Origin of the sequence: Parabacteroides sp. PF5-6 (assembly GCF_029504695.1) — a bacterium.
Classification (GTDB): domain Bacteria; phylum Bacteroidota; class Bacteroidia; order Bacteroidales; family Tannerellaceae; genus QVMG01.
In genome coordinates this window covers 378,468-393,590 of sequence record NZ_JAQFIN010000003.1, presented here as the reverse complement: position 1 = coordinate 393,590, position 15,123 = coordinate 378,468, and the positions used below count along the sequence as shown (strand labels likewise).

At 50.6% G+C, this 15,123-nt stretch carries 11 protein-coding genes; 6 read left to right on the top strand and 5 right to left on the bottom strand.

All coding sequences use genetic code 11. The features are described 5' to 3' along the window. Positions 1-123: 123 nt before the first annotated feature. The 5 genes from M2133_RS05800 (at position 124) to M2133_RS05780 (ending at position 8,844) form a co-directional block, all read left to right on the top strand. Complete coding sequence (locus tag M2133_RS05800; RefSeq protein WP_277465054.1) at positions 124-1,677, top strand: serine hydrolase; 1,554 nt, start codon at positions 124-126, stop codon at positions 1,675-1,677. Between the two features lie 24 nt (positions 1,678-1,701). Next, positions 1,702-3,558 (top strand): ChbG/HpnK family deacetylase, encoded by a 1,857-nt coding sequence (locus M2133_RS05795; protein ID WP_277465053.1) that lies wholly within the window; start codon positions 1,702-1,704, stop codon positions 3,556-3,558. Between the two features lie 194 nt (positions 3,559-3,752). Next, on the top strand, positions 3,753-5,252 hold the full coding sequence (gene glpK / locus M2133_RS05790) for a glycerol kinase GlpK (RefSeq protein WP_277465052.1): 1,500 nt from the start codon (positions 3,753-3,755) through the stop codon (positions 5,250-5,252). Positions 5,253-5,355: 103 nt separating this feature from the next. After that, positions 5,356-6,093 carry an MIP/aquaporin family protein gene (locus M2133_RS05785; protein ID WP_277465051.1) on the top strand — a complete coding sequence of 246 codons (738 nt, stop codon included), beginning with the start codon at positions 5,356-5,358 and terminating at the stop codon, positions 6,091-6,093. A 195-nt stretch (positions 6,094-6,288) separates the two neighbouring features. Continuing rightward, positions 6,289-8,844 carry a DUF5686 family protein gene (locus tag M2133_RS05780; protein ID WP_277465050.1) on the top strand — a complete coding sequence of 852 codons (2,556 nt, stop codon included), beginning with the start codon at positions 6,289-6,291 and terminating at the stop codon, positions 8,842-8,844. Positions 8,845-9,035: 191 nt separating this feature from the next. Here the strand turns inward: M2133_RS05780 and M2133_RS05775 are convergent, their stop codons facing one another. Next, positions 9,036-10,259 carry a DUF4861 domain-containing protein gene (locus M2133_RS05775; protein ID WP_277465049.1) on the bottom strand — a complete coding sequence of 408 codons (1,224 nt, stop codon included), beginning with the start codon at positions 10,257-10,259 and terminating at the stop codon, positions 9,036-9,038. Positions 10,260-10,423: 164 nt separating this feature from the next. Between M2133_RS05775 and M2133_RS05770 the strand changes: the two genes are divergently transcribed. Then, positions 10,424-11,461, top strand: coding sequence for a DUF6383 domain-containing protein (locus M2133_RS05770; protein WP_277465048.1), 1,038 nt, complete (start codon positions 10,424-10,426; stop codon positions 11,459-11,461). Positions 11,462-11,628: 167 nt separating this feature from the next. On the opposite strand, the gene M2133_RS05765 is transcribed toward M2133_RS05770, so the two are convergent. The 4 genes from M2133_RS05765 to M2133_RS05750 are packed head-to-tail and all read right to left on the bottom strand — an operon-like array spanning position 11,629 to position 15,116. Then, positions 11,629-12,765 carry a sugar phosphate isomerase/epimerase gene (locus M2133_RS05765; protein ID WP_277465047.1) on the bottom strand — a complete coding sequence of 379 codons (1,137 nt, stop codon included), beginning with the start codon at positions 12,763-12,765 and terminating at the stop codon, positions 11,629-11,631. Between the two features lie 37 nt (positions 12,766-12,802). After that, positions 12,803-13,987: a class I SAM-dependent rRNA methyltransferase gene (locus M2133_RS05760; protein WP_277465046.1), complete on the bottom strand. Its 1,185-nt coding sequence runs from the start codon at positions 13,985-13,987 to the stop codon at positions 12,803-12,805. Next, positions 13,984-14,568, bottom strand: coding sequence for a 3'-5' exonuclease (locus tag M2133_RS05755; RefSeq protein ID WP_277465045.1), 585 nt, complete (start codon positions 14,566-14,568; stop codon positions 13,984-13,986). Before M2133_RS05755 ends, M2133_RS05760 begins: the two co-directional genes overlap by 4 nt. After that, positions 14,565-15,116, bottom strand: a complete 552-nt coding sequence (locus M2133_RS05750) for a DUF5063 domain-containing protein (RefSeq protein ID WP_277465110.1) — start codon at positions 15,114-15,116, stop codon at positions 14,565-14,567. Before M2133_RS05750 ends, M2133_RS05755 begins: the two co-directional genes overlap by 4 nt. Between the last annotated feature and the right edge of the window lie 7 nt (positions 15,117-15,123).

Sequence of the window (15,123 nt, the reverse complement as noted above, 5' to 3'; positions counted from 1 at the left end):
CTTAGCCGAAGGCGTAAAGCAATTATGAACAACATTCGCTTTGCGAAGCGTAAAGCAATTATGAACAACATTCGCTTTGCGAAGCGTAAAGCAATTAGGAGAAAGTGTGATATGGAAAGTAGAATGATTCGTGTAGTGTGTAGTGTATTAGTGGGAGTGAGTGTGTTCATGTCGTGCAATCGGGTGACGCCTCCCTCCAGTGGAAAAGGCGATGGTCTGCCGCGGAGCACGCCCGAAGCCCAGGGAGTGGCCACGGAAGGTATTGTGCGTTTCCTGGAAGCTATTGAAGATAAAGATCTTGAGATACATAGTTTCATGATGTTGCGCCATGGCAAGGTGATTTCTGAAGCCTGGTGGTATCCTTACAAAAGGGATATCACGCATATCATGCATTCGATGAGTAAGACGGCCACCTCGACGGCGATCGGTTTTGCGGTACAGGAAAACCTGTTGTCGGTCGACGATAAGGTCATTTCTTTCTTTCCGGAGGATTTGCCGGCGGAGATCTCTCCCGAGTTGGAGAAACTGACGGTGAAACATCTATTGACGATGGCCGTAGGCATGGACAAGCTACCGGTATTGACCCGTGACGAACCGAACTGGGCGCGCACTATTCTGGCTACTCCGATCAAGTACGAGCCGGGAACCCGTTTCCATTACGATTCGAATGCCTCTTATATGCTGTCGGCTATCCTGGAGAAGGTGACCGGCGAAACGACCATGGCGTATCTGACGCCCCGCTTTTTCGAACCTCTGGGGATCCGTGATATTCAATGGGAGAGTACGCCCGACGGAGTCACCCTGGGTGGCGGAGGCCTGCGCCTGAAAACCGCAGATATGGCAAAGATCGGCCAGTTCTACCTGCAGAAAGGGAAATGGAACGGGCAGCAGTTGCTCCCCGAATCCTGGATTGAAGAGGCGACCACGGCACAGATCTACCAACGCCCGGACCGTAGCCCGGAAGCGAATGCAAACGATGAAGGCGCGCAGGGATATGGCTACCAGCTCTGGATCTGTACACACGATGCGTACCGCGCCGATGGGGCACGGGGCCAGTTGATTGTCGTTATCCCGGAAAAAGAAGCGGTGATTGTTACGACTGCCAATGTCGCCAATATACATACGCTGCTCGAGCTGATGTGGGAGCATCTGGATGCGGTGATCTTCCCGAACAACCTGAATAGCGACCCGATGACCACCGAGATGTTCGGTAGCCGTGTCTCTGCGTTGGAGTTGAAACGTCCGTCGATCACGCCCGATGAGCTTTCTCCCCGCAAGGATATGCAGCAGACCTATCAGATGGAACCCAATACGTTGGGAATAGAAAAGATGACATTCGATTATCAACCGGATGGCGATTGCCGCCTGACTTTGGTGAAAAGCAATGAATCCCATGAATTCCTGTTCGGATGGGACCGTTGGCGTTATGGCGAAACCACAAAGCCGGGTCCTTATTTCCTCAGTAAGCGGCGAACGCCCGACAGGCTTGCGCCTTTCACCGTCAGTGGCTACGGAAGCTGGACAACCACTTCCGATCTCTCGCTTTGCCTGTTGTATATGGCGGAAGCACATTACGAATACTATTCCTGCTGTTTCACGGATGAGGGGGTAACAGTCCGCCTGACGAATACCGGACAGCCGGATGCCCCGATCGAGTTGAAAGGAAATAGACTTTAATTCACTACATAAATAAATCACGTTATGAATCGAAAACCACTTAGAACAATTATTTGCAGCCTATTGCTTGCGGCTGCCGTATGTCAAGTTATTGCCCAGCAAACCGCGCCGCGCCTGATTATCCGTTCGGATGATATGGGTGCCTTTCACGCGGTGAACGAGGCTTGTATCCAGGCGTATAAAGAAGGTGTGCAAACATCGGTCGAAGTGATGGCTGTCACCCCCTGGTTTCCCGAAGCGGTGAAGATGCTGAAGGAAAATCCCGGATTGGATGTGGGTATCCACCTGACGATCACCAGCGAATGGGAGAATATCAAATGGCGGCCGTTGACCCCTTGTCCCAGCCTGACCGATGCGAACGGCTATTTCTATCCGATGATGTCGGCCAACGCGGCGTATCCGGGCCAGTCGATCCGGGAAAACAAATGGAATCTGAAGGAGATCGAACAGGAGTTTCGAGCGCAGATCGAACTCGTGTTGAAGAACATTCCGCAGGCGAGCCATCTCTCCGGCCACATGCTCTCGACGGGCTTCGACGAAGAGGTCGTGCGCCTCGTTAAGCGCCTGGCTGCCGAATACAACCTGCCGGCGATGGACCGCATGGATGCGATGGCGGAATACAATTATAATTATGTCGGTTACGACGGACCGAAAGCCACCTCGGCGGAGAAAGAAACGGCTTTCATTCGTATGCTCGACAAACTGGAAGCGGGCAAGAACTATATGTTCCTCGACCATCCGGCCTACAATAACGACGAGATGCAGACGGTCGGACATATTGGTTACGAAGATGTGGCGATCGATCGCCAGGGCGTGACCGATCTCTTGACCAGCCCCCGGGTGAAACAAGCCATTGAAACGAAAGGTATCGAATTGATCAATTACAACGACCTCACCAAATCCCTTCCCCGCTCAACGCCCCAGGCCGAAAAGGTCGATCCGCGCGGCATCACCCGTTTCCTGGAAGCGGTAGAGAAAACCCAGATGGGCGTGCATAGTGTGATGGTGGTGCGCAACGGCAAGGTCGTTGCCGAACATTGGCTGGGGGATGAATCCGCCCAAAAACCTCATATCCTGAACTCGGTGAGTAAGACCTTCACCTCCTCTGCGATTGGCTTTGCCGTTGCCGAAGGGAAACTGAAGGTGACGGATAAGGTGATCTCTTTCTTCCCCGACAAACTGCCGGCCGAGGTGACGCCTTACCTGCGCGAACTGGAGATCCGCCACCTGTTGACCATGTCGGTCGGGCACGACCTGGATCCTTCCGGCCTGGTGCGTCAACCGGGCAACGAAGACTGGGTGAAGACTTTCCTGGCCTATCCGATCGATCACAAGCCGGGCACGATCTATGTCTACAACAGTCTGGCAACCTATATGCTTTCGGCCATCATCCAGCAGGTGACGGGCGAGAAACTGATCGACTACCTTTATCCCCGCCTGTTCCGTCCCTTAGGTATCGTTGGCGCGACCTGGCAGGAATGTCCTAACGGCACGAATGTCGGAGGTTGGGGACTCTATGTCAAGACCGAAGACATGGCGAAGCTCGGATTGCTCTACCTGCAGAAAGGCCAGTGGAACGGCCAGCAACTCTTGCCCGAATCGTGGATCGAAGAAGCTTCGCGCTCGCATATCGCCTCCCTGCCTGCCGGTACGAAGCGGGAAGATCTCAAGATGAAACCCAAAGACAGCGACTGGTTGCAGGGCTATGGCTACCAGATGTGGCGCAGCCGCCACAACTCCTACCGTGCCGACGGTGCCGGTGGACAATATATCCTGATCCTGCCCGAGAAGAACACCGTCATCGCCATCACCGCCCAGTTGCAAGATATGCAAGCCGAGCTCAATCTGGTATGGAAATACCTGCTTCCGGCATTGAAGTAATTAAAACATTGCACTTTCGTGAATAAAACATCGCACTTTTGCCGACAAAACATTGCGCTTTTGTCGGCAAAACACCGATGTTTTGTGGGTGACGAATAAAAGCCCCTCTCTTTTTATCGGTCCGGGGCGTCGGGATTTAATAATTTTGTTAGCTTTGTAGACACTTAATCCAAAAGGAAAAATTTAAAGCTATTATGGATGTGAAGCACAAGTATGTAATGGCCATAGATCAAGGGACAACATCGTCTCGCGCCATTCTTTTTAATCATCAGGGAGAGATTGTTACGTTGGCGCAGAAGCCGTTCGAGCAACATTTCCCTAAACCGGGATGGGTCGAGCACGACCCGAATGAGATCTGGTACACCCAATCTACAGTTATTCAAGAGGTAATGGCTAAGGCCGATGTGCGCGAAGAATATATCGCCTGTATCGGTATTGCCAATCAGCGGGAAACGACTATTGTCTGGGACCGGGAGACCGGTTTTCCGGTGCATAACGCGATCGTCTGGCAAGACCGGCGTACGGCGGATTACTGTGAGGAGCTGAAAGCGAAAGGCTACTCCGAGATGATCCGCGAGAAGACGGGCTTGGTGCTCGATGCCTATTTCTCCGCCACGAAGGTGAAATGGATCCTGGACCATGTCGACGGACTCCGGGAGCGGGCGGAGCGGGGTGAACTCTGTTTCGGCACGGTCGATACCTGGTTGCTCTGGAAACTGAGTCACGGCACAGCTTTTGTCACGGATGTGACGAATGCTTCGCGCACGATGTTATTCAATATCCATACCTGTGAATGGGACAAAGAACTACTGGAACTGTTTACGATCCCGGCCGCGATGATGCCCGAGGTGCGCAGTTGCAGCGAAGTCTACTGCGAGACGAAGGCGCCATTGTTCAAGACCGGTATTCCGGTTTCCGGCATTGTGGGCGATCAGCAGGCAGCGTTGTTCGGACAGCTCTGTGTCGATCCCGGCATGATCAAAACGACCTATGGCACCGGCTGTTTCATGGTTCTGAACACGGGAGAGAAAGCTTTCGTCTCTGAAAATAATTTATTGACAACCATAGGCTGGAAGCTGGACGGCAAAGTGACGTATGCGCTGGAAGGCAGTGTCTTTGTCGGTGGAGCGGCTATTCAATGGCTGCGTGACGGTATCGGGTTGATCGCCAATGCGGCGGTTTCGGAGTCGATGGCCAACGCGGTGCAGGATAATGGCGGGGTTTATTTTGTTCCGGCACTCACCGGACTGGGTGCTCCCTACTGGGATCAGTATGCGCGGGGAGCGATCCTGGGCATTACCCGGGGGACGACGGCTTCGCATATTGCCCGTGCCACCCTGGAAGGGATCTGCTATCAGGTCTATGATGTGCTTACTGCCATGGAGAACGATATCGGTGCCAAACCGAAAGAGGTGCGTGTCGACGGAGGTGCGGTAGCCAATAACTTCCTGCTTCAGTTCCAGGCCGATATTACCCGTTGTCCGGTTGTCCGTCCGAAGATCCTGGAGACGACCGCTTTGGGCGCTGCTTACATGGCCGGACTGGCTGTCGGTTACTGGGAGAATATCGAAGAGCTCAAACAACAATGGAGCAAAGACAAACTCTTTGCGGCCCAAATGGAAGAAACGCAGGCTACCCATTTCCTTTCCGAATGGCATAAAGCCGTGGGGCGTACACTCCATTGGGCGGAGTAAATAAGAGAATTATGAATTATGAGTGATGAATTATGAGACCAGGGAAGCTCGTAGTTTATTCTCATAATTCATAATTCATAATTCATAATTTAAAACAAATACCATGAATCCTTTTATTGCTGAACTTTTAGGAACGATGTTGCTGATCCTTATGGGAGCCGGCGTGTGTGCGAATGTGTTATTAACCAAAACCAAAGGTCATGGCGCCGGTTGGATGGTGATTACCACCGCCTGGGCGATGGGCGTCTTTATCGGTGTGGTGGTGGCCGGGCCGTATAGCGGTGCTCACCTGAATCCTGCCGTTACCTTCGGCCTGGCATTGGCCGGGCAGTTCGCCTGGAATGCCGTAGGAGGCTATATCCTGGCGCAGATGCTGGGTGCTGCTTTAGGCGCGCTGTTGGTGTGGCTGGTGTATAAAGATCATTTTGATGCGACGGAAGAGGCGCCGAAGAAATTAGCTGTTTTCTCTACGAATGCGGAGATCCGCAATCCGGCGATCAACTTCTTTACGGAGTTGGTGGGGACTTTCGTTTTGATGTTTGTCGTGTTTTATATCTCGGACGGTAGTTTCGATTCGACAAAGACCGGCGATGCCGGCGTGATCGGTTTGGGCTCTGTGGGGGCGATCCCGGTGTCTTTCACGGTTTGGGTGATCGGACTTGCTTTGGGCGGGCCGACCGGTTATGCGATCAATCCGGCACGCGACCTGGGTCCTCGTATCATGCATGCGCTTTTGCCCATCAAAGGCAAAGGCGGTAGCGACTGGGGATATGCCTGGGTTCCGGTGTGCGGACCGTTGGCCGGGGCGGCGGTTGCGGCGTTGTTGTTTGGGGCAATCTAAGAGATAAGGTCTTTTAGGTCTTTTAGGTCTTTTAGGTCTTTTTACGACTTAAAAGACTTTAAAGACCTAAAAGACTTAAAACTCCTAAAAATCCCCATTTTGTAGAAAAAAGGCCGATAATCTATGCAGTTTGGAACATTTCTTTACCTATAATCGTTATACCTTTGCAAGGTTTTTAACGACGAAATTTAATTGATGGGGAGAAAGATTGTTTTTTTATTGTGCCTGATAGTGATGGTTGCCAAGGTCGCCTCGGGACAGGAAACTGTTATTCGGGGCGAAGTGACTGATTCGATAACAGGCGAAACGTTGCCGTATGTCTCCATCCAATTCAAAGGGACAACCACCGGGACAACCACCGACCTTGACGGTCTTTATAACTTTTCGACACGGACCAATGCCACTTCGATCATTGTTTCTTATCTGGGTTACCGGGAAAAGGAAGTGACTATCCGTCCCGGGCGGACCAATACGATCGCTATCGAACTGGCGCCTTCCTCGATCGAATTGAGCGAAGTGATCATCAAACCCAAAAAAGAAAGATATTCCAAGAAAGATAATCCTGCGGTTATCTTTGTGCGCAATATGATCGAGCGCCGCGAACTCAATAGTCCGCAAAACCACGACTTCTTCCGGTACGACCATTACGAACGCATGATCCTTGCGCTCGATAATTATAAACCGAAGCCGCCGCGGAGCGATGGCAAACGGCGTCGGTTCGATTTCCTGATCGACTATATCGATACGTTGGATATCGGAAAGACGATCCTTCCGGTTTCCGAGAAAGAAAAGCTGGAGACGGTCTATTACCGCAAAGATCCGAAGAATGAGAAACGTTTGGTGCACGCCGCCAAATCGGCGGGTATCGATGAGCTCTTCTCGCGCGACGGGGTGCAGAATATCTTGAATGAAGTATTCAAAGAGGTGGATATCTTTCAGAACGATATCTCCCTCTTCCTTTTCCGTTTTGTGAGTCCGCTGTCGAGGATCGGGCCGGACTTCTATAAATATTATCTGTTGGACACGCTGGAGGTGAACGGCGAGAAGCTTGTCGACCTGGGCTTTGTTCCGCACAACTCCGAATCGATGGGTTTTACGGGACATCTTTTTGTGACGCTGGATTCGACGTTCTTCGTGCGGCAAGCGCAGTTGAACGTGCCTAAAGATATCAACCTGAACTTCGTAGACCGGATGACGATCAACCAGACTTTCGATCGTACGCCCGACGGCACGCGTATCATCCTGAAGAACGACATTCTGGTGGATCTCAAATTGACGGAGAAGTCCGGCGGAATGTTTGCCCGACGAACAATCGTCTATCAGAATAATTCATTCGAACCGCCGGAGGATCAGGAGATCTTCCAGAACAGTTCGCCGGTGATCACCGTCGAGGATGCCTACAAACGCTCGGAAGAATACTGGGAGGAGGCGCGGCCGACGGAGATCGAAAAGCGTAATCCGAACTCCGTGGAGATGTTGATGGCGCAATTTCGTTCGGTACCGATCTTCAAAGTGACGGAGAAAGTCGTTTCGATCTTTGTCAACGGATACGTGCAGACCCATAAAGATCCGTTGAAGAGTAAGTTCGAGATCGGACCGGTCAATACGTTTATCAGCCCCAATAATATCGAAGGCTGGCGTTTCCGTGTGGGAGGAACGACCACGACCAATTTCAGCAAGCGTCTCTTTATCGATGGCTTTGCGGCCTACGGAACGAAAGACGAGAAGATGAAATACGACGCGATCGTGGAATATTCGTTTCACGACAAGACCGAATACCGAAAGGAATTCCCCGTGCACTCCATTCGTGCGGAGATGAGCTACGACATCAATCAGTTGGGCCAGCAGTATATGTACACCAATAAGGACAATATCTTCCTGGCCTGGAAAAGACAGGAAGATACGCGGGCAACCTATCTGCGCAAAGCCGACCTGACGTATTACCGCGAGCATTATAACGGATTGGGCTATGGCGCTTCGATCCGCAATATGGAAGAGTTTGCTACGGAATACTCCGCGTTCGACCGGATCGAAGCGGACGGTGCACTGAGTCCGGTCAAATCCTATACCATGAGTGAGATGGAATTCAAATTCCGTTACGCGCCCAAAGAAACATTCTACCAGACACGCAACTACCGCTATCCGATCACATTGGATTATCCCGTCATTACGCTTACCCATGTCACGGGCCTGAAAGGTTTCCTGGGATCCGATTATAATTATAACCGGACGGATATCGGTTTGCAGAAACGTTTCTGGCTGACGCCCTTCGGTTATATCGATATCATCGCCAAAGCGGGTAAGGTGTGGAATAAAGTGCCTTATCCTTTACTGATCTTGCCCAATGCGAACCTCTCTTATATGATCTATCCCGAATCGTACACGAACATGAATGCGATGGAGTTTATCAACGATGAGTATGTCTCCTGGGACTTTACGTATTATCTGAACGGTACGATCCTGAACCGTCTTCCGTTGTTGAAGAAACTGCAATTGCGCGAGATCGTTACCTTCCGCGGACTCTATGGTAACCTCACGGATAAGAATAATCCGTTTATCCGGGGCGAAGGCTTGTATGCTTTTCCCGAAGGTTCGTATGTGATGGGTAAAGATCCGTATATGGAAGTCGGCGTGGGGGTAGAGAATATCCTGAAGTTTATCCGTATCGATTATGTCTGGCGTTTGAACTACCTCGATCATCCGAATATCGACAAGCGTGGGATCCGTATACTCTTAAAAGTCTCTTTCTAACGGTCTTATTTCTGCACAACCGGGACTGTTTTTCGCAAACTAAGCGGCTTTTTTTGGTAAGAGGTACCTCAAAATCAATTATGAGGTACGTCAAAACAAAATTAGAGGTACCTCATAATCGATTATGAGGTACCTCTAACTTATTTTTGAAGGTTGTTTTCCTGTTTTTCCTTCCGGGTTGCGGCAAAAAATTACCGGACTGTTACTTGCAGCGGGTGGTTTACTTTCTCGGCGTACCGCTCGATGTAGGTAAACCAGTCGTCCGGTGTCTGGAATCCCCATTTGCTCCAGCCACCCCCGAAGTAGTAGGTGTATTTGTCGTTGGGGTTGTAGTCGCTGATGGCTAATACATGCCCGTTGGCTTTCCGGTCTTTCTTCTCTTCGTCGGAGAAATAGACGGCGCCGGCCTGGGTCAGCTTCTGCGATTGGGGAACGACTGCACCGACGTAGATCTGTCCGTTCACCGGGTCGGCCGGATCGGCGTAAGCGATGTATCCTTTTTCGGCATCCGCCTTATACACATCGCTGGGTTCGTGCAATACCAAACCGGTTGCCACCGGTGTGGTTTCCGCCAGGTTCTTGTAAATGATCGTTACCTTATTCAGTTGCGAACCGGCATCGAGCGACAGCAGGCGGTTTTCGATCACCTTGTCGTTCTCCCGGATAGTCAGCGGATTATAGGTCAATGACACCGTGAAGCGCAAAGGACCGTTGTCGAGGATCTCGTAGGTCTTGTAACAATAGGGATACACAATCTCGCCGTCGACCATCAGGGCAGCCGTTCCTCCTCCCAAAGTCGGGCCTACGGAATAATAATCCAAGCCGTCGCCATGGTCGTTATGATAAGACACCGAAGCGGCTAATTCCTGTGCCGCCTTCGGATCGGTTTTCCGCAGTTCGGCGATCTTCTGTAAGGTTTCCGGGTTTAATTCCTTGGCATAACGCGCTTCGACGACCGGATGCGACACTCGTTTGGTCCACACATCGTATCCGAAAGCACGCTCGCCCGTAGCCTGCAGCGCCGGTCCGTAGGTGCGGAACGCCGTGCGGTCGTTTTCCCAGGCAATATCGTCTACCCTTTCCGGATAATGTTTCCCACAGGTAATGGTTGCGTATGTCTGGGGCGTTCCGCTTTTTATCGTGTAGACGGTGTTCCCATTAGCCGGCACCGAAGCGGGCAGGAGCAGTTGACTGTCGTAAGTCAGCTGGTAGGTTACTTCTTTTTCGTTACTGTCCGTGATGATAAACTGGTCGCCATACTTCGCTTTGATCGCCGATACGGTCTCCGCCGGGAGTTCTATCACTTCATTTTCCCTGTCCAGTGCCAGCGGATTGTTTACCGTGATTTGCATATCCTTTGGCTGGGTGCAGGCAAAGGCTGCCGCTAAAAATAAGAGTCCGATAATTCTTTTCATATTCTGTTATTATTAGATAAAATAGTTGTTATCAAACGAATTTCCGGCGCAAAGGTATAAATATCAAAACGTATTCATGTGGATTTTTTGTTCTTTTTCGGGATGTTAATTGGTAAGCCAAAAGATATGGCTATTTTTGTGTGGATTACTAATTATATATTTGTATGAATAAGAAGTTTTTTGTACTTGCGACTGCCCTGTTGATGTCGGGAACCCATGTATTTGCCCAGTTCAACCTCCGGATGACACGCAGTGGGACGAATGCGGAATGGGTGGTGAATTTTTTCCGTGTAAACAATCCGGCGGAGCGTCTGTATGAGGATGCCAACAGTGAATATTCCCGAGGAAAGGGAATGAATTACCTCGGTGTAGAAGGAAAAGGGGATGAGAAGAATACGGCGATGCTGGTGAAGTACACGCGAGGCAAGATCATGCCTCAATACCTGGTCATGCTGGGGAAATCGGTAACGGAAGGAACCGAATATCTTTGCCCCGAATGTCAGGACCCGGATTGTACGCATTCAAAGATAGAAGTTGGATTTACAACCGCCCGTTTCCTGGTCAACCTGACCGATTCGATCGAACACTACGAAGGCAATCCAACCCGAACTGATCTTTTCAAATGGAATGATTACGCCCGCCTGGCTTTTGTGGAAGGGAAGATCTATGGCGACACAGTGGTGGTGCTTCAAAGCTCGGCCAAGGATGATCCGAAGGCAAACCGGATCAATATCGTTGACGTAGACGAAAAGGGCGAAGGGGTGTATAGTCCTGTGCTTTTCTCTTTCCGTTTGTTGAACAGCGATGAGCCCGACGGTGATTTCCTGATCGAGTCTTGTGGGAAGGAGATCGCTTCACGCGAAGGACAATGGATAAAGATACAGAATGGCGTGCCGGTGATTGTCGATACGACGGTTAAGTCGGCGATTATCAGCGAAGCGGAAAAATTCAACTTGGAATATACCGAAAACAGCCCCGTTCCGAATGCCGGACTGAATCCGGCGACGATACGGATCACGGCCGATTACGGAACAGTCACCATCAAAGGCGCACAAGGGAAAACTGTCTCGATCAGTAATCCTTTAGGACAAATCTTAGTGAAACAACGACTCCAACGGGATGAAGTGACAGTTGCTGTTCCGGCCGGCGTAGCTGTCGTGGCGGTCGAAGGGAAAAAGGCGACGAAGGTGTTGGTGAAGTGAGGGAGAGGGGGACTTAAGAACTCATAAGAACTCATAAGAACTCATAGGAACTCATAGGAAAGGCCCAACGGATTCTTTCCTATGAGTTCTTATGAGTTCCTATGACTTATGAGTTCCTATGACTTATGAGCTCCTATGAATTCCTATGAGTTCCTATGAGCTCCTAACTACCCTAATAGCTCCCTCATCGTCACCACAGGCACATCCCTCACCTCCCCAGTTTCATAGTCCGGCAGATTATTTTGATACTGATACCCCACCTCTTCTTTCAAAGGCCAGACAATAGGCGAGAGGCAAAGCGTAGCCGCCCGGAAGCCTTGCATCGTCGCCCCGATATTCCCGGTATGCGCCGAATTGGCGGCTTCGTTCTCAATCACAAACGGCTTATCAAAGCCTACCTCCATCAATGTTTCAAGGAATGCCCGCCAGTCCATACTGTCGTTGCCGCCAAAGCCGGGAAGCATCGCTTCATACGGATGGCGGTCCCAGTCGTGTGCCACATTCGGGATGCCGGCTGCTTGGGCTAACTCCGGATTCACATACTGTTTGGGATACATCGCTCCCCAATAGATGCTACTGGCATTGTTCAGGTTGCGGGTGGCTTTGACATGCACCCGGTGCAAGCGGCTGAGGTCGGTATGGCGGATCACATCGCAGGGATTGATATGTTGCCATACGTCGTGGGACGGATCGTACGTCTCGCCGTGCGCCTTACTTGGGATAAGCGTGTACATCAGCTTACGGGCAGCCAGGGTGCCCGGCAGGTTATTGAAGGTAAAAGGCCAGGACTTCGCGCGCCAACCTTCCATCGGGCAGTTCTCGTAAGTGATCGTCACGCCCAGGTCTTCCGCATACTTGATGATCGGTTCGAATATCCGTTTATACTCATACAGGTTTTTCTCGAAACCTCCGTCCTGCACGCCCAACTCATCGTTGTAACCGACGAACGTGCCCACATTGATATCCTGCTTACTCCCCCCGCAGAGGTGAGCAATACGGATAAGCTTCAACAGGTGATTCTGATTTTTTACTCTTTCCTGCGGATCGCCTCCGATCAGGTTTTCGTACGAGCCGATAGAGAAGCGAAGACCTTCGCGGTTGAACTGTTCAAGTAGTTTTTTGGCCTGTTCGGGACCAAAATGATCGTAATCCAAATGCGTTGCCACATGGTCGCTGCGGGAGCCGTCATTAGGAAATACGCATATTTCCAGTCCCTGCGAACCTACTTCTTTTGCTTTCTGAATAATCTCATCGAGAGAATAGCGTTTAAAGGCTGATGTCATCAGCCAAATTGGGTTGTTCATGATACAGATTATATTAGGTTATCAAATAAAAAAACTCTTATTCTACATAGAGCACCAATCCTTTCAGGTATTCTCCTTCGGGATGGTAGATGTTCACCGGATGATCGGCCGGCTGAGTCAGTTGGTGCAAGATGCGTACACTTCTTCCCGACTGTGCCGCAGCACTGAATACCGCCAGGCGGAAATTCTCCTTACTGACCACCTGCGAACAGGAGAAGGTGAAGAGTATGCCTCCGGGTTTTATCTTTTCAAAAGCGATGGCATTCAGTTTCCGGTAGCCCTGAAGCGCGTTTCTCAATACATTCTTATGCTTGGCAAAAGCCGGAGGATCCAGAATGATCAGATCGTAATTGTGCCCCATCTTCTCCAGATACTTGAACGCATCTTCGGCATAAGCCGCATGGCGGGGATCTTCGGGGAAGTTGAGCGATACGTTTTTGTTGGTCAGCGAGATCGCTTTGGCGGAGCTGTCGACCGAATGCACCAACTGGGCTCCTCCACGCATGGCGTAGAATGAAAATCCACCGGTGTAGCAAAACATATTCAAGACGGAGCGATCCTTGGCATAGTATTCGAGCAATGAGCGGTTCTCCCTTTGATCGACAAAAAAGCCGGTCTTCTGTCCTTTCAGCCAATCGACATAGAACTTCAAACCGTTTTCCATGGCCACATCTTCGATATCTCCTCCGTAAAGGTAACCGTCTTCGCTGCCCAGATTGGCTTTGTAGGGGAGGGTGGCTTCCGATTTATAATAGATGTTTTTGAGTTGAGGCCCTAAAACCGCAACCAACGCTTCGGCGATGATATGGCGGGCATGGTGCATACCCACGGAATGGGCTTGCATCACTGCCGTATGCGCATAGACGTCGATAATCAATCCCGGCAGGTTGTCTCCTTCGCCATGGATGAGGCGGTAGGTGTTATTGTTGTCGTTCTCTGCCAACCGCAGGATTTTGCGCAGGTGGTAAGCCGTTGCGATCCGTTCTTTCCAGAAGTCGAGATCGATCGTTATCGGTTGGAAAGAAAGTACCCGGACGGCTATGCTCCCGATCTGGTAATGGCCGATGGCTAAAAAGCGATTGTTTGCCCCGTAGACTTCCACCAGATCACCTTCTTCCGGTTCGCCGGTAATGGATTGAATGGCACCGGAAAAGATCCAGGGATGAAAACGCAGGAGCGAGTCTTCCTTTTTGGGTTTGAGGATTACCTTATGATATGTCATTGAGCGGGATTCAGTTGATTATAGATTTTGAGACAGGCCCAGGCGTCCAGGGCGGCATACTTCTGCTGGGATTCGGTCAGTACATCGGCATCCCAGTTGGTCAACCGTTGTCCTTTGGATATCTTCTTGTTGAATAAGATGGCGTAGATCTTTTGCAGGCTGGCATCTTCGATACCGAACTGGCCGACATACGATTGCAGGTCGAGAAAGTTTGCCGGCGTAACATCTGCCCGTTTGCGCAAGGCGTTGAAGTCGTCTTTCAGTGAAAGTCCGATCTTCAGTGTCTCTTTGCTTTCCAGAAACTCTTCCAATGCCGGAGGTATATCGATATGATTCAGGCGGAACAGGAAGCAGGCCTCTTCCGTTGCGATTTGAATGAGAGAGACTTTGTAGCGTTGCCCTTTCTTGAAGCTAGGGCGTGTCTCCGTGTCAAATCCTACCCGCTTGAATTGATTCAGGTAGTCCACCGCTTTGTTGGTGTCCCTCTCCGTAATGATCGGGATGATTCGGCCGGTGAATTCTTCCAGCTCCAACTCGGCGAGAGCCTCCTTACTTATCGTATGTGCGTATGGTTGTATCATTCTTCTATTTCTTCTTCCATTTCGAGACTATCGTCGAGATCGTAGCGGATGGCATGCAAGGCTTTCAGGGTGCTTAACAGTTTTTCTCCCCAGAACGTGCGGAAGCTGTTTTGGCAAACGGCAGTGGCTTCGAGCATGACCTCTTCGAATCCTTGCCGGAACAGGGAAACGAAATTACCCACGTCCTGATACACATCGGCCAGACCTTCGGAAATGAATACAGCGACAGGGGTATCGCTGTATTGCATATCCGGGTGAAACGTTTCCAGATAGGTATCTTTCTCGCCCAACAGATTGGCCATACGCGTGCGAACGGATTCGTACATGTCTTCTGTGACCGTTAATTCGATTTCCGCTTCGTCGTCCGATTCGATATCCGACAACAACGCTGCTTTGAGATAAAGCAATGGCAAGATCTTTGTCGCTTTATCTACAAAACCAAACAGCCCTTCTTTCTCAGGAGTTTCAACGAGTGTGCAAAACTCAAGCGCTACGGTGACAAATTCCAACGTGTTGCGTTCATAAACAGGGTTGTATTCCTTCTCCACTTTTCGA